The organism is Candidatus Chlorohelix allophototropha, from assembly GCF_030389965.1.
Lineage (GTDB): Bacteria > Chloroflexota > Chloroflexia > Chloroheliales > Chloroheliaceae > Chlorohelix > Chlorohelix allophototropha.
This window is the reverse complement of record NZ_CP128399.1, coordinates 425,106-446,273: the sequence shown is the minus strand read 5'-3', so window position 1 is coordinate 446,273 and position 21,168 is coordinate 425,106. Positions and strand designations below refer to the sequence as shown.

At 45.4% G+C, this 21,168-nt stretch carries 20 protein-coding genes and 1 pseudogene; 12 read left to right on the top strand and 9 right to left on the bottom strand.

Annotated features, from left to right (window positions below; all coding sequences use genetic code 11):
• Positions 1-6: 6 nt before the first annotated feature.
• Positions 7-3,837, bottom strand: a complete 3,831-nt coding sequence (locus tag OZ401_RS02055) for a tetratricopeptide repeat protein (protein ID WP_341469052.1) — start codon at positions 3,835-3,837, stop codon at positions 7-9.
• 252 nt (positions 3,838-4,089) lie between these two features.
• Between OZ401_RS02055 and OZ401_RS25850 the strand changes: the two are divergent.
• Positions 4,090-4,287 (top strand): annotated as a pseudogene (locus OZ401_RS25850) (cyclic nucleotide-binding domain-containing protein); the annotation flags it as partial.
• Positions 4,288-4,348: 61 nt separating this feature from the next.
• Here the strand turns inward: OZ401_RS25850 and OZ401_RS02050 are convergent.
• From OZ401_RS02050 to mdh, 5 genes are all read right to left on the bottom strand, one after another.
• Positions 4,349-4,936, bottom strand: a complete 588-nt coding sequence (locus tag OZ401_RS02050; RefSeq protein WP_341469051.1) for a DUF1997 domain-containing protein — start codon at positions 4,934-4,936, stop codon at positions 4,349-4,351.
• Between the two features lie 252 nt (positions 4,937-5,188).
• The gene (locus tag OZ401_RS02045; protein WP_341469050.1) at positions 5,189-5,734 is read right to left on the bottom strand and encodes a hypothetical protein; all 546 of its coding nucleotides are present in this window, start codon (positions 5,732-5,734) and stop codon (positions 5,189-5,191) included.
• 64 nt (positions 5,735-5,798) lie between these two features.
• A complete protein-coding gene (locus OZ401_RS02040; protein WP_341469049.1) occupies positions 5,799-6,644 on the bottom strand; it encodes a class I SAM-dependent methyltransferase in 846 nt (281 codons plus the stop codon).
• A 184-nt stretch (positions 6,645-6,828) separates the two neighbouring features.
• On the bottom strand, positions 6,829-7,851 hold the full coding sequence (locus OZ401_RS02035; RefSeq protein WP_341469048.1) for a methyltransferase: 1,023 nt from the start codon (positions 7,849-7,851) through the stop codon (positions 6,829-6,831).
• Positions 7,852-7,970: 119 nt separating this feature from the next.
• On the bottom strand, positions 7,971-8,924 hold the full coding sequence (gene mdh, locus OZ401_RS02030; protein WP_341469047.1) for a malate dehydrogenase: 954 nt from the start codon (positions 8,922-8,924) through the stop codon (positions 7,971-7,973).
• Between the two features lie 201 nt (positions 8,925-9,125).
• On the opposite strand from mdh, the gene OZ401_RS02025 reads away from it, so the two are divergent.
• Positions 9,126-9,953: a class I SAM-dependent methyltransferase gene (locus OZ401_RS02025; RefSeq protein WP_341469046.1), complete on the top strand. Its 828-nt coding sequence runs from the start codon at positions 9,126-9,128 to the stop codon at positions 9,951-9,953.
• Positions 9,954-9,981: 28 nt separating this feature from the next.
• Here the strand turns inward: OZ401_RS02025 and OZ401_RS02020 are convergent, their stop codons facing one another.
• On the bottom strand, positions 9,982-10,965 hold the full coding sequence (locus OZ401_RS02020; protein ID WP_341469045.1) for an MDR/zinc-dependent alcohol dehydrogenase-like family protein: 984 nt from the start codon (positions 10,963-10,965) through the stop codon (positions 9,982-9,984).
• Positions 10,966-11,070: 105 nt separating this feature from the next.
• On the opposite strand from OZ401_RS02020, the gene OZ401_RS02015 reads away from it, so the two are divergent.
• The 6 genes from OZ401_RS02015 (at position 11,071) to OZ401_RS01990 (ending at position 17,331) form a co-directional block, all read left to right on the top strand.
• Positions 11,071-12,684 (top strand): AMP-binding protein, encoded by a 1,614-nt coding sequence (locus OZ401_RS02015; protein ID WP_341469044.1) that lies wholly within the window; start codon positions 11,071-11,073, stop codon positions 12,682-12,684.
• Complete coding sequence (locus OZ401_RS02010; RefSeq protein ID WP_341469043.1) at positions 12,677-13,228, top strand: flavin reductase family protein; 552 nt, start codon at positions 12,677-12,679, stop codon at positions 13,226-13,228. Before OZ401_RS02015 ends, OZ401_RS02010 begins: the two co-directional genes overlap by 8 nt.
• A 53-nt stretch (positions 13,229-13,281) precedes the next feature.
• On the top strand, positions 13,282-13,800 hold the full coding sequence (locus OZ401_RS02005; protein ID WP_341469042.1) for a DUF3090 family protein: 519 nt from the start codon (positions 13,282-13,284) through the stop codon (positions 13,798-13,800).
• A gap of 251 nt (positions 13,801-14,051) precedes the next feature.
• Positions 14,052-15,410: an aminotransferase class III-fold pyridoxal phosphate-dependent enzyme gene (locus OZ401_RS02000; RefSeq protein WP_341469041.1), complete on the top strand. Its 1,359-nt coding sequence runs from the start codon at positions 14,052-14,054 to the stop codon at positions 15,408-15,410.
• 93 nt (positions 15,411-15,503) lie between these two features.
• Positions 15,504-16,559, top strand: coding sequence for a dipeptidase (locus OZ401_RS01995; RefSeq protein WP_341469040.1), 1,056 nt, complete (start codon positions 15,504-15,506; stop codon positions 16,557-16,559).
• 268 nt (positions 16,560-16,827) lie between these two features.
• On the top strand, positions 16,828-17,331 hold the full coding sequence (locus OZ401_RS01990) for a response regulator (protein WP_341469039.1): 504 nt from the start codon (positions 16,828-16,830) through the stop codon (positions 17,329-17,331).
• Positions 17,332-17,360: 29 nt separating this feature from the next.
• On the opposite strand, the gene OZ401_RS01985 is transcribed toward OZ401_RS01990, so the two are convergent.
• Both OZ401_RS01985 and OZ401_RS01980 read right to left on the bottom strand, forming a co-directional pair.
• The gene (locus OZ401_RS01985; RefSeq protein ID WP_341469037.1) at positions 17,361-17,870 is read right to left on the bottom strand and encodes a PleD family two-component system response regulator; all 510 of its coding nucleotides are present in this window, start codon (positions 17,868-17,870) and stop codon (positions 17,361-17,363) included.
• A 61-nt stretch (positions 17,871-17,931) separates the two neighbouring features.
• On the bottom strand, positions 17,932-18,054 hold the full coding sequence (locus tag OZ401_RS01980; protein WP_341469035.1) for a hypothetical protein: 123 nt from the start codon (positions 18,052-18,054) through the stop codon (positions 17,932-17,934).
• A gap of 373 nt (positions 18,055-18,427) precedes the next feature.
• Here OZ401_RS01980 and OZ401_RS01975 point away from each other — a divergent pair, with 373 nt between their 5' ends.
• The 4 genes from OZ401_RS01975 to OZ401_RS01960 are packed head-to-tail and all read left to right on the top strand — an operon-like array spanning position 18,428 to position 20,945.
• Positions 18,428-18,787: a YbjQ family protein gene (locus OZ401_RS01975; protein WP_341469840.1), complete on the top strand. Its 360-nt coding sequence runs from the start codon at positions 18,428-18,430 to the stop codon at positions 18,785-18,787.
• Between the two features lie 4 nt (positions 18,788-18,791).
• The gene (locus OZ401_RS01970) at positions 18,792-19,268 is read left to right on the top strand and encodes a hypothetical protein (RefSeq protein ID WP_341469034.1); all 477 of its coding nucleotides are present in this window, start codon (positions 18,792-18,794) and stop codon (positions 19,266-19,268) included.
• 2 nt (positions 19,269-19,270) lie between these two features.
• Positions 19,271-19,939, top strand: coding sequence for a hypothetical protein (locus OZ401_RS01965; RefSeq protein WP_341469033.1), 669 nt, complete (start codon positions 19,271-19,273; stop codon positions 19,937-19,939).
• 25 nt (positions 19,940-19,964) lie between these two features.
• Complete coding sequence (locus OZ401_RS01960; protein ID WP_341469032.1) at positions 19,965-20,945, top strand: type I phosphomannose isomerase catalytic subunit; 981 nt, start codon at positions 19,965-19,967, stop codon at positions 20,943-20,945.
• The last annotated feature ends 223 nt before the right edge of the window (positions 20,946-21,168 follow it).

The following is a 21,168-nucleotide window of genomic DNA, read 5'->3' as shown; positions in this document are numbered from 1 at the left end:
TTCTGCTTATTTTTTCCAGCCAGCCACAAAGGCAACCGCAGCCTCCTGCGACATTGCTTTTCCTTTTTCCCAAGCAACCGCCCATTCTTCCTCACCATAGGCAAGACGCGCTGGTTCAAGTCGCTTATTCAAGGACTCTTGCTCACCCTCCGAAAGAGGCACTTCGATTTTATCACGGATAGCTTTTGCGGAAGCTGCCAGAATAGCGGTGTGCTCTGGCAACTTTTCGGCAGCAGCAATACCCGCCAAATATTCCAGAGCGTATGCTGTGCCTAAAGGATTTCCTAATTCTTGGTTTAATGCCAAACTTTGCATTAGATAATTAAAAGCTTGGGTGTAATCACCCTGATCAATTAACAAATCGCCTAAACTGCTTAGAGTAACAGCCGAACCGGATTTATCGCCTAAACGCTGCTGTACCGATAGCCCTTCTTGCATATAGCGGCGCGCTGCCACAAAATCGCCTCGGTCTTTTGATAAAATCCCCAGATTGTTGAGCAATACACTAACCGCCCACCTATCACCTAGTTCTCGAAATTGAGCAAGGCTCTGTTCGGTCAGGCTGATTGAAGCGGCAATATCGCCTTGTGCGCGCGCGACCACTCCCATATTGGTGAGTAATTTGCTCAGGTTGGGTTTATCACCCAATTCTGCCATAATAGATTGGCTTTCAAGGAAAAGCTGTCCGGCAGTGGCATAATCTCCTTGCCAGAGGGAAGCAGTACCCGCACCACGCATAGCTAACGCCCGCACAGCCAATCGCTGGCGATAGTCAGAAACAGTGTTTGCCACCTTAAGGCTTTCATCATAATAATCGCGGGCTTGTTTGAATTCGCCCTGCAGGCGGTAACCATCACCTATCTCGGTTAAGGATTTACTCACGCCCGCCGCATCTTTTAATTCGGTGAAGGCTTCCAGCGCTTGGGTTAACCACGGTTGGGCTTCAGTATAGCGCTTCTGTTTAATCAGGTAGCTACCCATTACACTCAGCGCGAAAGCTTTGGTTTTGAGATCGTGATTTTGTTCAGCCATCTGCAAGCCTTGCCTAAAGAGTTCCTCAGCTTCGCTCCATTGGCTTACCAGTTCCAAAACCTCACCCAATTTGAGTTTTACCCACACTTGCTCAGGCGCAGGAAGTAGCGGCAAAAGCCTTCGATAGTATTCAATCGCTGCCGTATTAGCGTAGGTAGATTGGGCAGTTTCTCCGGCACGCCGCAAATACAAGCGTTTCTTATCCTCTCGTGGACTAAGATAGTAATGATACGCCAGTAAATCCACATACTGGTCGATATTATCCTGATACTGTTGTTCCACATAATCGCCCAATCTACCGTGTAAAAGCTCTCTGGTAGAAAATGGCATGCTCTCATAGGCTACCTCACGAGTAACTATATGGTTGAAAGTATATGCCAGATCGGGTTCAGGTTGCTCAAGAGGAGTAAGATCAAGACTGCGCAACTCTTCCAGTTCATGTTTAAGGTTTTCAATGTTCTCATTATTAGGAAGCAACTTTCGGAGCCATTCCAACTTGAAAACTCGTCCGATAACGCTAGAAACCTTGAGAATGATCTTCTGAGTTTCGCTGAGACGGTCAAGGCGACTCAAAATCAGGCTGTGCAAACTGTTGGGCAATTCCAGTTGTTCAAGTGATTTCGGGTCATTAGGGTCGATCTTTAAGTCGCTCATGTAATTCAGGATTTCCTGTATGAAAAATGGGTTGCCCTGAGCGCGATTAAAGATTGATTCAATAACAACTGTAGGGATGAATTCATCTGCCAAACCTATCTGAGCGATTTTCATTGTTATAAAGCGTTTGCCCTCTTCGGGATTCAACTCATTCAAAGGTATAACGCTACAAATAGGCAATTGAGTAATCCGGGGAGCTTGTAAATATTCGATTTCAGGGGGACGATAAGCCAAGACTATCAAAATCGGGCGATGATTTATAGCCCTTCCTATATTTTCCAACAAATCATGCGAAAGTGGGTCAAGCCAATGTGAATCTTCTATTATCAGTACCAGCGGCTTTTTGAGAGATTGTGCTCGAATACAATCTACCAGCAAACTTTCTAACGAGGCTTTCCGCAACTTGGCATCCAAAGTCTGGGTTAACTCATTTTCTGGAATAGGCAATTTTAAGACCGCTTTAAGTAATGGCAACCGATTAACCAAAGAATCATTGATGGAGCCTAGATAATTTTCCAACGCAATTATTTGCTCTTCCAGCGTTTCATTCTCGGACAAACCAACCTTGAAGAAATTTCGCAAAATTCCCTGCCATGGTAGGTAACTGTTGTTAGTGCCGTATGATTGGCATTCTCCGAGGAAAACATCCATATTCTTTTCGGACACAAGGCGAACGATTTCCGCCACCATCCGAGATTTACCCATACCCGCTTCGGCTGTAATTGCAAGGATTTGTCCATGACCTTCCAACACCTGCTGAATTTTTTGCCGGATAGTGACTAAATCATTTTCGCGCCCAACCATCGGCATTGTATTGTGAATTTGAGTGTGAGACAGAAGGCTTTTTTGTTCTTTAATATCCAGCAAACGATAGATTCTAACCGGGTCGGATTTACCTTTTACAGTGATCGGCGATAAACTCTCCCACTCAAATAGTCGTTCGGTAGCATCGCGTATTTTTCCGCTTACCAATATTTGTCCGGGTTTGGCAGCACCCATCAAACGAGCTGCTAGATTCACTTCATCACCGAGAACCCCATAAATATGGCGGGCTTTACTACCGACTGTACCGGTTCGCATCGTGCCACGACTGATACCAACCTGAACATCGGTTAACCAGTTCAATTCGGGGGGGGGCGAGGAAATAACCGCGAGTGCAGTTCGAGCGGCGCGCTCGGCATCGTTCTGGTGCGCCAAAGGAGCACCAAAAGCTACATATAGATAACTTCCCTTATCACCAATAGTTAAATCCTCCAGATTACCTTCATAATCTTTTAGGATCGAATGTAGCCATCGAATATACGAGTCGAGTTTGGCACCTGCATCTGGGTCATTATCATAGTCAATTCCACTGAATTTGATAAACAAGGCTACTGCCGGACGCAATTCAGTCAGGAAATCGCTCATCCCTGCTTCGAGGCGCTGATAAACGGGGCGTGCCACCCATGGGCGCAGCAAATCTCGCGGCACGGCTTCTTCATCAACAATGGGCCACGACCATACCGGAGAGAGTTCTTTTAATCCAGCAACAACTCCAAACGATTCCTCGCTATCATGGTCAATTCGCCATTCGGATACTTCAATACAATCCTGCAAAAGCTCGAAAACCTCACGGGAAATGATAATATCGCCCTTGTTCGCTTGATGCTCAGCAACCGCAATTTTCGCCAAGGTTGCGCCAGCAAGTGCATCGAGAAATTGCACTTCCGGGTCGCCCACTACAAAGCGACATACCGAACCGGAAGCCACGGCTACTTTCAACGCGAGGGGCAGTTCTTTTCCAGCGGGGGTTTTTACCAGCGCAATCCGACTCATAGCCTCCTGCATTGCTATTGCGGCAGTAACACTCCGTTGAGAGGCTTCTTTTGGGTCGCCATCAAACCAGCAGGTAATAGCATCACCGCTAAAATAAATTACGCTGCCATGATAATTATGAATCTGGGTGATTAATGCCTCATAAACACCGTTTAGATGATGGGTAAGCTCTTCTCCACCTCGGCGAGGTCCTAATTCTTTGGCTAGTGTCTCGGTAAGCGGAGTGAAACCTGAAACATCGGCGAACAAAGCCGCTCCCTGAGTTCTATATGGAAGGGTTGTACCATTAACTAGGGCGAGGTACCGATCAACCGGTAGGTAAGGTGCAAAGGTCATTTAAAAGCTCCAGAGACTATTAGTACCCAAAAAGTCGGAATTAAAATATAGTATTAAGTATAATACTTTAATACAGCTAAGGTAAAGGTATTTTCACTTTATATAAATCTAAATTAAATTTTTGTAACTTTCAGAAAATCCTGAACAATTCAGGTAGATAATTGAATTCATGAATCTTTCAAAAGTATGAATTCAGAGATAGAATAAAGAATATAGTGGGAAAGTTGGGCTGCAAAAAAGGGTGGATATGATCAACAATTAAATGTGCTAGAAGACGGCGATTTCTTCGGTGAAAGGGCATTAATTCAAAAAATCCCACGCACCGCCGAAGTTCGCACCTTAACCCCTTGCGTTTTCTTGGTATTATATAAAGACCAATTCACTAATATTATGGAAAACTCCCCTCAAGTATTGGTCAAAATCAGGGAAATAATGGAAACAAGATTATAAGAGATGACTCAAACCTATAAAGCAGCCTTGCTGGAATCAAGCGATTATTGGTTTGAGGAATTTATAACCCGGCTTTTATTATGCCCTCTAACTTCGACTGGTTTTGCATTTGCCATTTAGGAAACTCTCGTGGCAAAGCAAGCGCCATGCCATCTCCAATACTATTCATTTTATAGCTCATAACCTTGCTGCCTAATTTTGAGAGCGCATTGGTAGGCAAATAGCGCAAGAATTGGGGAACTTCAACTTCTAGCCTGATTTGCGCTTTGTAATGTATTTCACAGCGTTTGCCATTTTGGACGAACTTGGCATAGCCGGTAAACTTTCCGGTAAAATAGTTTTCAGGATGAGATTTGCGGATTTTCTTCAGTTCTTCCGAGCTTATAGGCACGGGTAGAAATTTTAGCACGTATCCCTCTAGTATTTCAGGTTGAATATCAAAAAGAACGTGCATTTTGTGACCTGCCACTATATCGGCGGAATAGAACATGCGATATCTATCTTCTGAGAGTTGTATTATCTGCTCTACTTGTGGCATGTGCGGCAGGGTATAATTAAAATCACAGAGAAAAGCGTAAACAGCCTCTAAAGGGGCGTCTATCTTGAAAATTTTTGAAAATACCCCATCAACACCCATGATAAATGTCATAAAATAAGACCTGACTCCTGCTTTATCGAAGCTGAACTAAGCGACTTGAACTGAAAATAGCTATTTGAGTTTGCGCGATACGGTAACATTGAGTCCGTCTAATCGCACAAAAGTAATAAAACTACCTCATCAAATATTTTACTCCGATTCTGCGGGTAACACTATTATTCGCGAGTTAACAAAGCAAATAGAAATAGAAACGGCTCAATCGAACCGTTTCTATTAGCTACATTTATTCCAACGGGGCAGAAGTTATATTTTGGCTAACTCATCTCTGTTTATTATCTCATCAACGCGGGTAAACAATTCGCGAGGGATTTTGCGGGTTTCGCCTGTACCTAGACAGAAGCAATATGTGCCTTTTCCTGCAATACGTTCCACTGTCACATGAAATTCGCCTGCCACTTGAACCGAATCCGTATAGCTCTGCACCATCACATATTCGTGACCTACAATCTTCATAAATTGCTCGGTTAGTTCGCTTGTAATTCCTTCTGCGGGCAAGCCCGGACCAAAAACCCGTATACTGGCGCGCAAACCATAGTTGGTGTAAGACGGGGCAGGTATCAACAATATCAAAGCCGGTTCATGACCTACCGGAGCAGTAAAACTGAAATGTGCTACATCATCGCCTTCGCCTAATCGCCCGTAAACGGCTTTTGACATCTCCGGCTGTTCCAATTTGTAGGGTTCATCCGGATTTGCACTCCCGTTATCGTTAAAAAACGGTACGTGCAAACGCAAAGATTCGATTAGTCCAGCCACTACAAGTCCCAAATAAATCACAACTCGCCACATACTTGGTCCTCCTGATAGAAATTTTGCGAATAAGATGCCTTACCAGCATCTAGCCAATTGCAACTTAGGGCTTTACAGCTATGACATTTATCGGGTACATGATTTCGCGGAAGCCTCGTTCGGTAGCTTGCGTATATATCTCATTCTTTATCTCGTCCATTATCGACTCCGTTTGCTCTTGGCTCAAGCCTGATGACCAATAAGCATTAGTGGAACGGAACATCGTGACGATTAATTCGGGTGGAATATACTGGTAACTCTGCCTTGCCCACACATCAATTATTTGGAATCCAGCTTCTTCAACCAAATTTTCAACCGCTGAAACCGTATTCCAAGCCACCTCACTGTCATGAGCATGTGCAGTTCCATAGCCAATCGGCGGAGTTAAACCATATTTTGACAATACACGACGGCGTACACTCATTTGGTTTTCACGTGCGCCTGCCCCCTCGAAAAGCAAAGCGATACGTCCGCCCGGAACCAGCACTCGGTTTAATTCTTGCAAAACCTTTGCCCGGTCTGTCATCCAGTGGAAAGCATTATGACTGATAATAAGGTTAAAAGAATTATCTTCCAGCGGTAATTTATGCCCATCGCCTTCCAACCAAGTTATAGGGTGATCAAGTTGAGCCGATTCTGCCCGCGCTTTCTCTAACATCTGGGGAGATAAATCCAAACCTACGATCTTACCAACCTGCGGGTATAGTTCCAAAAGCATAAATATACCGATTCCGGTACCACAACCTAAATCCAACACTGCGTCTCCGGGATTTGGAACCGGATCAAGATCAACCAGCAAATGTCTTACACTGGAGCGTTGGAAATCTCCCCCCGGCGTTTTGTGATAAACATTGGAAGCGCTTTTGTAAGCTGCCTGTATTCGATCATTCTCAGTTGAGTGTGTGTGCATTATTAACATCCAATCAGCAAGCTAAAGATTTTCTGGCAATTAAGGCAATAAGTATTAAGGTATAGCTTTTAGTAACTTAACACTTGAAGTAATAATCGAAAGTATCTCACGCTACAGGCTTATCAGACATTCTTCACGCAAAGTCAAATTGGTGGGATAGCAGCGTTAACAAAAGGATGGGTAATTATACGAAAGGCTTGTGAGCTATCAACAAATCGGATTGTTCTGGGTAAGGCAAAGAGACGGTTTCAAAGGAACGAAACCCGACAGTTTGTAGCCACTCAATCAATTCATCGAGGGTTTGCGCTCCCCCTGCTTCGGTGGATAACAACATGTGCAGATCATAAAGAGTGGCTTCAAGGGGACTTGCTTTGTCAGGTCCAAGATAAAAGCCACGAATCACTATCACACCACCGGATTTTAGCGCACTATATACTTTTTGCAAAAGAGCTAGGGCATTCGGTGGCGTTTCACTGACGAGTACCCCAAACAGCAACGCCATATCAAAACCTGTACCGAGCTCATCTTTCCTGAAATCACCTGCTCGTACCTTGACTCTATCGGCAACAGCAGATTGTGCGATAACTTCGAGAGCTACGGCTGCCGCTTCCGGTAATTCAAAAACAAGCGCTTCTAGCTTGGGGTATGTTTCTGCCAGCGCAATGCTATACCCGCCATGACCCCCTCCTACATCTATAACTTTAGCAATTTGGGTGTCCTGATGTGGCAGGTAAGGTGCAAGCCCAACAGCAATTAACGGACCTACAAAACGGGCAGTGTCGAGTAGCGCCATTTCAAAATTGTGCACCCATTGAGTGTTATTCTCTTCATGCAAATTTATTGTCGGGCGTTTACCGCTCTTTACTGTTGCCGTTAAGTGAGACCACCGACGGTAGAAAGCACCCTCACGTTTTAAAATATTGCCCATATAGCGAGGCGCACCCGGCAAAAGGCAATCGTGCGCTAAGTCTTCCGCGAAATACAGGTCACCTTGTTTTCCAAGCAGTTTCAGCGCCACTGCCGCATTTAAGAGCCGCGCCATAGCAGCAGGGTTGGAACCCGTCAATTGTGCCAAGTCTTCCGCGCCGCTGCCTTCCTCTTTCAAATGCTCAAACACACCCAACTCAGCACAGCTTATCAAAACCTGTGTTGTGCGGTAGCCTTTTATCAAATCCTGTAAATAGCGACGATTGTCCGGTTGGTGCATAGGTTTTATCCTCAATTCAAAGTTGTAATTTTAAGGGATTTTAACCGCATTGCCGAAAGCTGGCAAATAAAAACCCCTTCCTCAAAAGAAAGGGGTTAGTAAGCAGATAAATTCAGATTCTAAAGACCGATATCTGTAACCTTCAGGCGAATTACTTCCACCAGTTCGTTTACTGCGGCAGCGCTTTTCTTAAGAGCAGCATCTTCTTCAGCGGTCAATGTAATCTCGATGATTTGCTCAATGCCGTTAATGCCGAGTTTGCAGGGTACGCCAACGAACAAGCCGGAAATACCGTACTCGCCTTCCAACAAAGTAGCGGTGGGCATAATGCGCTTCTTGTCCAACAGGATGCTATCCACCATTGCGGCTGCCGAAGAAGCAGGAGCGTAGTAAGCGCTGCCGGTCTTGAGTAAGGCTACAACTTCTGCGCCACCATTGGCAGTGCGTTCGCAAATCGCTTTAACTTTTTCTTCCGGTAAAAGTTCGGTGATCGGAATACCGGCAACGGTGCTATAGCGCGGTAGCGGAACCATTGTATCGCCATGACCACCCAGTACAAAAGCGTTTACATCTTCAACCGAAACGTCCAGAGCTTCGGCTATAAAGTGCTTGAAACGAGCCGAGTCCAGCACCCCTGCCATACCCATTACCCGATTCTTAGGGAAGCCACTGGCTTTCCAAGCAAGTTGGGTCATCGCATCGAGCGGGTTACTCACTACTATAATAATGCAATTAGGAGAATATTTAGCTACGCTTTCGGTAACTTGTCTTACGATACCAGCGTTGGTATTAATGAGGTCATCACGGCTCATACCGGGCTTGCGAGCGATACCGCTGGTTATAACTACTACATCGCTATTGGCAGTTTCTTCATAACTGTTAGTGCCGATTACAAGACTGTCGTAACCTTCAACCGGGCCACTTTCGCGCAAATCCAATGCTTTACCTTGCGGCAAGCCTTCGATAATGTCCACCATCACTACATCATAAAAATCACGCTCGGCTAACCGCTGTGCAGTTGTCGCACCAACGTTGCCAGCGCCGATTACAGTAACTTTTTTGCGTGCGCCCATAATTTGCTACTCCCTCACTCAAGTATATTTTGTTATTGTTCATTTACAGTTTGCAACAAAGTTCACAATTCGGGTCAATTCTAGCGCAACATTATTCAGTTTGCAAATTGAGACTTTGATTATGCTCATAAAATTGACAATTGCGATAAAATAACAATGGTTTGGGTTTACTTAGGTTTTCACAACTATTAGGAGTATTTTATGCCGGGTATTTCTTTTGATAGAGCTGCGGGTTTTTATGATGAAACTAGAGGCTTTCCTGAAGGTGTTCCGGAAAACATTTGCAAGGCATTGGTTGACTATACCGCTGCAAATATTACCACACGCTTTCTGGAATTAGGTATTGGAACCGGACGTATTGCGCTACCCTTTATCAAATCCGGCTATGACTTTACCGGAGTGGATATTTCATCTGAAATGTTGAAACGACTTGAAAACAAACTAGCGGAAGAACTTGAACTACCAAAATATCGCTACAATTTACAAGTAGGGGATGTAACGGCGCTGCCTTTTCCAGAGAACAGTTTTGACATTGCAATAGCGGTACATGTAGTACATCTGGTAAGCGATTTGGCACAGACTCTCAAAGAGGCAAAAAGAGTATTGCGCAAACCGGGGGGATGCCTGGTTATTGCCCATGAGCAGGCTGTTGAGGAAGCAGGAGAGTTATCACCCGAACAAACAGTACGCCAGAAATGGGGCAGGATTTTGGCGGGCTTAGGTTCTGATCTACGCAAAAAACGGGAGAGAGCATGGCACAGCGAGGAGATCAGTATTTCGTATTTGCAGGAGTTGGGAGCAGAAATCGAAAAAACAAACTTACTAGAGTTTGAATTGAAGCCGCTATCACAGCGTGAAATGGCGAATCGGCTTATAAATCGCATGTACAGTAGCGACTGGGAACATTCGGATGAAATTCACACCCAAGCGGTAGTCCAGCTTAATAATTGGCTGGCTAGCGAGGTGGAAAATCCTGACAAACCATATAGTGGCAAGGTCAGTTTCCGTGCAATCATCGCCCGTTGGTAAGACCCTCAAATAGCCTTGCCGCTAGGTTTTAGATATTCAGTAATACCTTGAGGCTAGAATGACCAAAAGCATGCTCAAAAGCTCTCATGCCTTCTATCAATGGAAACTCAAAGCTAACCATCGAATTTAAGTCTACCAACTTGCGTTCCATCAGGCGCAATGCCGCGTCGAATGGACCACAACGCGAACCAAGCAAGGTGATTTCATCCACCACATACAGGCTCATCGGCACTGCCGGAGTGCCATGATAGGTGCTTTTAAGGACTATAGTGCCACGCGGACGGACTAGTGCTTTAGCCATTGCCAGACCAACTTCATTGCCGGTACACTCTACCACCAAATCACATTCGCCCCCGACCTGTTCACGAATGTCCTTTCCTTCTTCAGGCTTTATATAGCGCACCCCCTGACGAGCCACAATTTGCCCTTTTTCGGAATGGCGACCTAGCACAGTTAAATCAGCCCCACTCAGGCGCAATACCTGCGCTACCAGCAAGCCGAGTTTGCCATCGCCGATTACCGCAACTTTGTCAGTGGGACGTACATGTAGCTGGTATAAAATCTGGCAAGCCGCTGCCAACGGTTCGGTAAATACTGCCATTTCATCGGGAATGGAGTCGGCAACTACAAAGAGATTTGCAACGGGTAAGCGCAAGTATTCGGCGAATGCGCCATCGCGACCGAAGATGCCAAGAGTGGTTCGATTTGGGCAATGGGTATGCCTACCGGATAGGCAGGTTTCGCAACGGTAGCAAGCGGCGTTTATATCGCCAACCACGCGCTTTCCAAGCCAATCCTTCTCGGAGGACGTGCTAACCTCCTGCACCACCCCCACAAATTCATGCCCCAATACCCCATGAAAATCCAGATAGCCTCTGGTAATCTCAAGATCGGTATTACAAATACCCGCGCGACTCACTTTTATAATTGCCTCACCGAGTGCAAGTTGTGGTTCAGGATAATCAGTTTTTAGTTTTAATCTTTCGTCATAGTCAAACAATAAAGCTTTCATCGCAAATAATCCTCCCGTATTAGCTTTAGCCACAAACTGCACTACGTTGTATAATTATAAAACAAACTTGGATGCGACACCACGAAACCACCGGGAGAAAACCATATGGAAACTAACGGGCAAAAATTCGGCAAAGTGGATTATTCACCGCTCAAGCATTTGAGTCTTTGGGAAGTTTTTGAGCAACAGGCTAAGAAACACCCAGAGGCAGAAGCATTAGTTTTCAACCATACCCGGCTAAGCTATCGGCAAGTATGCGAGAAGGCACAGCACCTTTCAACAGGTTTGCATGCGCATGGGCTTGGGAAAGGAGATAAACTGGCGTTGATACTGCCGAACTGGCTCGAATTTGTGATTACCTATCTGGCTACGGCACGTCTTGGCGCAATTATAGTCCCCCTCAATGTGCGCTACCGTTCTTCTGAAATTGAGTACATGCTACGCAATAGTGGCACAAAAATTGTAGTCACTTGCGCCGAGTTTGGTGATTTCGATTTCGCGCATTTGTTGAAAGAGCTAAAGCCCCAATTGCCTGCGCTGCAATTAACGGTGGTAGTAGGTCAACCGGAAGGTGGGCATGGTTTGGTATCGTGGGAAACGGTTTTGGGTGAAGGCGCAAAAGTAGCCCTTTCTGCCCCTGCCCTTATCGAACCGTCCGAGGATTTGCTGGCAATAATGTACACCAGCGGCACTACCGGAATACCAAAGGGCGCGATGCTTACCCATCGCAACGTTGTAGAAAACGCGCTTACGGTGGCGGAAATGCTAGAAGTAATTTCAAGTGACCGATTTCTCGGCTGTGTTCCATTCTTTCACATCTTCGGCTTGGGACCCACTATTGTTACAGCTTTAGGCTGTGGCGCATCGGTGATATTGATGGATATTTACAAGCCTGAAGAAGCTCTTTTATTGGTTGAAACGGAACAGATTACCGTCAAACACGGCGTACCGACTATGTTCATCTTGGAGTTAAATAACCCCAATTTCAGCCGCTTTAATCTTAGCTCTTTGCGAACGGGCATAATCGCAGCTGCACCTGCTCCGGCTGAAATCATCCGGCGTATTCGCACCGAAATGAGTTGCGAGATTCTCAGCGCCTACGGTTTAACCGAAACTTCGCCTTGCCTGACTATCACTCGTGCCAATGATTGTAATGAAGTACGTGAGGAAACAGTCGGACGCACTTTACCCGGCATGGAAATTAGAATTCTGGATGATGAAGAAAATAAAGTACCCATAGGCGCAGTTGGGGAACTGGTCTGCCGCACGCCCGGTCTGATGAAGGGCTATTATAATATGCCGGAAGCGACTGCCAATGCAGTTGACCGAGACGGTTGGTTCTATACCGGGGATTTGGCTACTCTGGATGAGGCTGGCAATGTGCGGATAGTTGGGCGAAAGAAGGAAATGATAAACCGAGGGGGCTTGAAAATTTATCCCCGCGAGGTGGAAGAGCTATATTATAAGAACCAAAAAGTGCAGGAAATTGCCATCGTGGGTTTGCCCGATCCGGTATTAGGTGAAATTAGTTGCGCTTGCATCAAACTGCGTGAAGGAGTACAAGCAGATGTAGATGAAATGCGCCAATACATCAAAGAGAAAGTCGCGGATTACAAAATACCGGACAGGATTCGATTTGTAGAGAGCTTTCCAATGACAAGCAGTGGAAAGATTCGCAAGGTACAGCTTAGAGAGGAACTCATCAAAATTAATGGGTAAAAAACAGGAAATCGACATAGGTTATGCCACCCGAATGCTCCAACATAGCCCGGTTTGTCTGCTAACGGTTGCTGCAAAAGGGAAAATGGATATTGTACCGATAGCATGGTTGACACCGTTAAGTATGCAACCTCCATTAATAGGAGTAGCCATCTCTCCACGCCGTTATAGCCACGACTTGATTAAACGAGCAGGAGAATTTGTGCTTAACATTGCTCAAGCGGATATGGCACGACAAGTCGAAATATGCGGGGCAAGCAGCGGCGAGGACACCGATAAATTCCAACGCGCCGGGTTTAACCTTGCCGAACCTAAACGAGTTAACACGCCCTTAATTGAGGAGTGTTTTGGCGCAATCGAATGCGGTTTGATGGAAATGGTAGCCCTCGGCGACCATACTCTCTTTGTAGGGCAGGTCTTAACAGTTTGGGCAGATCCAAAAGCATTCGACACTTTCTGGAAACCAGAACAACCTGAAGGTCAGACGCTACAACATTTCGGCGGCAGTTATTATGGCATAGTCAAAGAAAAATTCGTGGTATAATACCGTTCCATAAAGCTTGGGATATACCTACGCAGAGAGGAGATTCTTCAATAATGGCGGACGCGCTACATGATTTTGGTGCTATAGATGAATTAAAACCGGAAGCAATTGGGATGCCGGGTAACCGACGCTTCAGAGTTCTATTCCGAGAAGGAAAGCGCTCAGCTTGTTGCTGGATGGAAAAAGAGCAACTCGGCGCTCTTGCTGATGCAATAAACGAATTACTGGAACAATACGAAGGCGGAAAGAGCCAAAAAGATCCAATCGCTACCGGGGTATATCCTGAACCTTTCCAAGTTGAAGCCCAAACCGGGAGATTAGCGCTTGGCTATAACGAGGAATCAGAGCTATTCATTATTTACCTCTACGACCTTGAATCTGAGCAACAAGCAATTGACAAAGCTACCACTCAGGAAGAAGCTGAAGAATTAGCAAGCAACATTCTACCTATTATCCGGGTAGAGGCTTCACGTACTCAACTGGAAAAGTTCTACCGAGAAGCAGCACAGGTAATTAGCTCAGGACGAGTACAACACAGCAAGAATGGGCATATTCCCTACCAGAACCAGTAATTTAATCAAAGTAAAAGTAAAGCTCCCCTTTTTAGGGGAGTTTTCTTTATAGCTTCTTTGAGTAAAATGCTAACAAACAGCAAATATTTGTAGCCTAGTAGATGCCTACTTTCCCCTTCATTGTTATAATGTTAACTGTATAGGCAATAAAGCTGGTGAGTGACTAAATAAGCGAGGAATTTGACCCATGCTTGCAAGTCACTCCTTAAAGCCGGGCAGACTCAAAATTGTTAAACAACAGGAGGATGGCGATGAGCATCGAAGGGTTAACCGCTTCAATGTCAACAGACGAAATTTTACAGGCTTGCCGGGATTACACCTTGTATGATTGGTCAGCGCAAGCGTCGGTCAAACCACTGGCAATATCCCATGCTAAAGGCGTTTATCTGTGGGATACCGATGGCAAACGTTATCTTGATTTCAATTCACAGCTAATGAATGTCAATATCGGGCATTGCGACGATCGAGTAATACGCGCCGTCTCAGAGCAAGTTGCAAAACTGCCCTATGTGCTACCAGGGCATGCTACCGAACCACGCGCCGAACTAGGCAAACTGCTCAATGAATTAACCCCCGCCAGCCTCAGTAAAGCCTTCTTTACCAACGGTGGAACGGAAGCAGTGGAGGCGGCTATTCGCATCGCCCGCACCTATACCGGACGACACAAGATTATTGCGCGTTACCGCAGCTATCATGGCGCAACTTTCGGCGCAATGTCCCTGACAGGCGAGCCGCGCCGTTGGTCTTCCGAACCTGGCATGCAGGGCGTAGTGCGCGTGCTTGACCCATACGAATATCGCTGTAATTTCTGCAAAGGTGAAGGCGCATGTAACATGAACTGCCTCAACCATGTGGAAGAAGTAATTCAGTTTGAAGGTCCGCAAAATGTAGCAGCAATTATCATGGAAAGTGTAACCGGAACAAACGGGATTATCATCCCACCGGACGGCTACTGGCAAGGGTTGCGTGAGCTTTGCGACAAATATGGAATTTTGCTTATCGCTGACGAAGTAATGGCAGGATTTGGACGCACCGGAAAATGGTTTGCCATCGAGCATTGGGGCGTACAACCGGATATGATGACGATGGCGAAGGGCATAACTTCGGGATATGTCCCGTTAGGTGCATTGATGGTATCGCCTGCGATAGCCGAGAGATTCGAAAATTCGCCGCTACCGTTCGGGCTTACCTACAACTCCCATACTTTGGCATTAGCCACCGCCATTGCTACGATCAAGGTTTACAAGGAAGATAACCTGATAGAAAATGCAGCGACAGTGGGGAAATTCCTGAAAGCTGAGCTTGAGAAACTGCGCGACAAACATCCCTGCGTGGGAGATGTGCGTGCAATCGGGCTTTTCTCGGTTATGGAACTGGTCAAAGACAGGAAAACGCGCGAGCCATTAGTACCGTTTAATCCAAAACCGGCAGAGATGGGAGTAATGAATCAGATCGGCGGTTTCTTGCGCCAAAACGGAGTGCTTGCGCTAGTTCGCTGGAATAGCATTTTCTGCAATCCTCCACTATGTATCACCGAGGAGCAATTGCAGGAAGGTTTGGTATTATTGGATCAGGCGTTGGACATCGCCGACAAATCGCTTGAAAGTTAGATTTTCTATGCCATAGCGTTGAAAGTCGGACGCAGTTCGCTGCGTCCCTCTTTTTTATTGTCTAGTCCTTATAGAATTGAAGTTGGAGTCAGCATGCCGGATATTCCTTTTATTATAGATAGTCATCAAGATATTGGATGGAACGCCAGTTTTGGACGGGATTTTTTTGAAGAAATCAAGTCCTCGCGTGAACGTGTAAATGATGCAGCGATTTATGGCGAGCGGTTGGTATCGCTGCCGGATTTGCTGGCTAGCCCAGTGCGCCTTGTGATTGGTACTATCTTCACCTTACCAGAAAGAGCCATCAGTATTGTCGGAGAGAGTCTCTCTTTCTCAAACGCTGAAGAAGCCCACGCACAGGGCATGTGGCAAGTTGATTTCTATAACAGGGTCGCGAGGGAGCAACCACAGGTCAAGCTTATTCGCAACCTTATCGACTTGCATACGCACCTGAAAGAAATCAAGGATGGCGCTCAAAAACTCGGCATTATGCTGTCACTTGAAGGAGCAGACCCGATTCGACGGCCAGATGAATTGCAACAGTGGGTTGATAAGGGCTTGCGGCTTATCGGACCGGCTTGGAAATCTAATCGTTACTGCGGTGGAACGGGTGAACCGGGACAGCTAACCCCGCTCGGAGTCGAACTTCTCTCCGAAATGCAAAGGTTGGGAGTCATTCTAGATATTAGCCACATGGCGGAAGAGAGTTTCTACAATGCCCTAGATGTGTATAGTGGCGTAACCATTGCGAGCCATGCCAACTGCCGCAGCATCGTTAACACAGATCGCCAGTTATCAGATGATATGATCCGCCGTTTGCTGGAACGCGATGCAGTTATAGGAGTTGTATTATACGATCGTTTTCTTGTAGCTAAAGAAGAAGGGCGTAAAGCCACGCTTGAAGATGTGGTGCGGCATATTAGCCATATCTGCGAACTCGCCGGGCACACCCGCGCCATTGGATTTGGCACAGATTGGGACGGAGGGTTTGGGGCTGAATCGATTCCGGAACCGCTAAAAGGTTTGAACGATTTGCCTTTAGTTGGTGAAGCGTTGCTGAAGCATGGTTTTAGTGACGAAGACATCAGAAACTTTTATCATGCCAATTGGTTAAGGGTTCTTGAAAAAGGGTTAGCGCATTTCGATTAACCAGTCACACTTAGGGGGTTGCAAGTTATTCTCTCCCCAACTGTAACTCCTTACTTCTCCATGACAGCTAATGGTTCTTAAGCCCTAGTCTGAAATAGGTCTTTAGGCTTATGTAATTCTCACCGTTAGTGGCATAATGGGATGGGCTAATGTAAGGCTATTAGATTTAGCCTATGGCTCGATGTTATATCTCGTTACTTTTCTTACAATGTTACCAGAGCTAATCGTTAGTGAACAAACGGTAGTAGGAATAAAAACGAGGATAACAATGAAAAGCGTGTTTGCTATTAATAATGACCTATTTATTGAAAATAATTCTTTTTACGCAACCTTCGGTAATTTGGCAAAAATAACAAAGCCTGCAAGCGACGAAGCTAAGCCGGTAAAAAATAATACAATTAATGTGCTGTTGGTAGACGACCTTGAATCTGTTCGGGAGAGTTTGCGGATTATTTTGACTCTCGAAGATGATATAGAGGTGGTGGGGGAAGCTACCAGCGGACCAGAAGCAGTGGAAGTAGCACGTCAGTTACAACCGGATGTTGTAATTACGGATTTGGAAATGCCGGATGGTGGGGATTTTGACGGTATTGAGGCATGCGCCCAAATTAAACAAGAAAACCTCGCCAGAGCGGTAATTATTCTCACCATTCACTCGGATTTTGCCAATCGCAAGCGCGCCGAAGAAGCCAACTGTGACCTTTTCCTTGAAAAAGGTTTAAGTTCGAGCGAATTAGTAAAACAACTCCGTTGTTGTATTAAGGATAAATAATAAAAAGGCGGGCGTAAAACCCCGCTTTTTTAATTATCCAATGGAGAATGCATCAAACCCGAACCGATATAATTGCTTCGCTTTGTATTCAGTGAAGTTGGAGCGGGCGTGCCATAAGTATGGTGAATGAAGCCCATCGAAATATCGCAGATATGCTCAATAGCCTTAATATTCGAGTTTTTACGGCGAGTTCGCATAAGATGAATATAATAAGAAACGCCGGTTTGGTAAAACTGATTCACCAGATTTACCTCAGAAATATTACTCACCACTAAGACCGGAATATGTGCTGTGAGCGCCGAAGATTTTAGCTTGTAACTTAATTCAAGCGCTTCCAAAGCCTTATTCGAGTCGAGTTCGATTATAACCAAAGCAGGCTGCGTAAAAGAAATATCCTCCTGTGTGCCTAGAACTCTAGGTTGCACATCAAGATAATAACCATATTGGAGTAACCTTGCGCCTAGCAAATCAAGACTAACTCCGCCCGTTATACAGCCTTCTTCAGTTCCGGTTCTTACCAGCAAAATTGAATCAGACATATTACCTCAATTATTTAATTGCTGATGTTTATATGTTAGGGCAAGTTAACAAGCCTTGACGTTATTTGTCAGTAACTTTAACTACACTCAATTCTAGACCTAAAAGATATTTCCAATCGAGCCGCCCACACACCATTTCGATGTCTTGCGGTATCGTTTCGCTCTTTTGTGGCTGGAGAGACATTTTCTTGCTCCTTAAGGGGACTATTCTTTCTTTTTCAATCCCACTATTTTAGCAAGGATGCCCTTTTTAGTTCACTAGCGGTAGCTGCCCTGAGTATTTATATCCAAACCGCTGTAAACTCTTTTCAAATCACTAAAGCAATTGAAATTTAATCTCAAAGTGGGGGTTTAACTATATGCTATAATTTTAAATAGAAGTAATTCTCCCAGTATAGGGATGATCTGAGTCTTTTTTTGACTTGTCAAATGTAAAGCAAGGAGCAAAACTGATGCAACCACCTTATAATCAACCACCGCCCGGCAATTTCCCGCCCCCGCCGCCCGGTGGATACAATCCGGGACCCGGTGGTTTTCCGCCGCAACCCGGACCGGGAATGCCACCCCCTAGTTTCCTAGATCGTGGTATGGTTACAACTGCCTTTAGTTTCGAGGGATTTCGAATTGTGCGCTATCTTGGGGTGGTACGCGGTATAACTGTACGCAGCCGCAGTGTAATCGGTAATATTGGGGCAGGTTTCCAAGCGCTAGTGGGTGGTAAAATTAGCATCTATGTTGAGCTTTGCGAGAAAGCGCGAGAAGAAGCTTTTGAGTTAATGATTCAACATGCCGCTCAGATAGGCGCAAATGCAATTATTGGTATGCATTACGATGCCAACGAGGTGTCGGACGGTATCACTGAAGTTCTATCCTATGGCACGGCAGTTATAGTTGAGCCGCTAAGTGATAGAAGATAGTTCTATGATTATAGTTCATCCTGACCTACCGCCGCTACCCATTCGCGAACGCGCATGGGAGTGGTTGCAATACTATGGTGTTCATATCGTAGTGAAAAACCCACACAGTACACACGGCGGCGGCGGGTGGTATCCTGACAGCAAATTAGTCGAACTTCAAACAGCTCAGGAAGAAGCCGCTATACACGAGTTAGCGCATGCTTGGTGGCATGAATTGCGAAAAGACCCCGAAGTACGCAAAACTTTCTCAGCAATGGTTAGGCGACTTTCTGAGGAAACCGACCCCCATTACCGTCGTGCGCAAGAACTTGCGCGTGTTTATGAAAATGGGGATGCGCTAACCGGTTTCAGAGGAATGTTTGAAGCGGATGGAACAGTGATTGATTGGGAACAATACGCAGGACTTGCCAGCGGCGTGATGGGTAAAACCGAATTACTCCCAGATTATATACGTGGTTTCTATGCGGAGTTATTTGATTAATCATGGGCTTTTTTAATCTCGAAGAACCGGAACTGGACGATTCTGATAGCTGGACAGAGGCTACCGAAGCTTTCAAAAAGGCTATTATTATTGCCCGCCAATGGCAACCGGATGCCCGTACTGCCCTAACCGAAATCAACGAATACCCGCCTGCTCATTTGGATGAAGAAGGATGTTGGGAAATATTCTTCTGGTCGCCAAAGGTTGTAAAAGGATTGGTGTTGTATCTTGATACCGAATATAACCTGTTGAGTCAGAATGAATGGGGTGCATTATATCGGGAGAGTGCCATCAAAATTGGACAAGAGTTGCTTACACTGCATCATTATGAGTTTGCTGCAGAGGTAAGCCAACCCGGTCCAGAAGGTCTGTCGTTCGTATTCCGGCAAACAATCCCCAAAGCACAAACCTGCTTTATTGAAGTGCAAATTTCTACAACCGTAATGCTTACGCCCCCCCCGCGCCGTTTCACCATTAATTTGGTGAAAAACGTCGGTGATCGCCCGTTGTTTGGAAGTAACGGTGGATTTGAAACTCGGTTGAGCAATTTAATTCCCAACGCAAAACCAGACTATTGGTGGAGTTTTCGCAACGAAAGCGAATACGAAGAACGATTGCGGGAAGCTTTCGAAAGCTTTTTGAAATACGGTTTGAATATAATGGAGCAATGATATAAAGAAAGAAACGGACTCTGCTATGACCAAATACCCACTCCGGCTTGAGCCATATGTCAAAGAAGTTGTGTGGGGTGGGCGCTGGTTGGCGAACAAATTGGGGCGCAAAGGCGCAGAGGGCGCAAAGCTCGGCGAAAGCTGGGAAGCTTATTCCAGTAGTATCATTACTAATGGTGCGTTCTCCGGTAAAAAACTTGCCGAACTTTTTGAGACCTATGGTACGGCATTGTTTGGTGCAGCAGCTATGCGCTACCCCAAATTTCCATTGCTGGTCAAGTTCATTGATGCCCACCAGAATCTTTCGGTGCAGGTTCATCCTGATGATGCAATGGCGCAACGACTGGAAAATTACCCCTTTGGAAAAACCGAATTCTGGTATGTTATAGAAGCAGAAAAAGGTGCGGAAATCTGCTATAGCCTTAATAATACGCCTGCCACCCGCGAAGATTTAGCTGAAGCTATTCGACACAATGATCTTTTGCGCTACGTGCAACGTTCTCCCGTAAAAAAGGGGGATGTGCTGTTTCTACCCGCCGGTATAGTGCATGCCCTTACCGAAGGAGTAGTAGTTTACGAATTGCAGCAAGACTGTGACATTACCTACCGCCTGTATGATTGGGGTAGAACAGAACGGGAAATGCACGTAGAAAAGGGCGTACAGGCTATAAACCTCGATTACCGCAATTTCAAAGTTACCCATGCTGAAAGTATTAGTTATAAGGGTTATCACGCTGCCGAATTGGTCGCTTGCGACTATTTCACCGCTACTCTATGGCAAGTTGAAAAACAGGCACAGCTTAAGGCAGCGGCAGAAAGTTTTACTGTGTTAACCGTGCTGGGGGGCAAAGGAGATTTAAGCTCTCCTTCAAGCGAGTTTGTAACACAGCCCTTGAATAAAGGCGATACAGTTCTAATTCCCTCCGAATTGGATTATCAGCTTGCCACAAAAATTACCTCACATCCCCTCGAAGTTATAGGTTGTTGGTTGGAAACCCGAAACTAATAAAATAGCTCGATTTTCCAATAAATAAAATGACTTAAAAAGCTCCGGTTATTCGGAGCTTTTTAATTATATTAATTACATGCTTAAATATATTAAGTTCTTATCTAAAGATATTGACAAGCCTCTGAAACGGAAGTATATTTATTATGCGGGCTTAATAATATTAAGTAGTTGGTTAATAATATTAAGTGTTATCGTGAATTTATATTAAATAGTTAAGCGC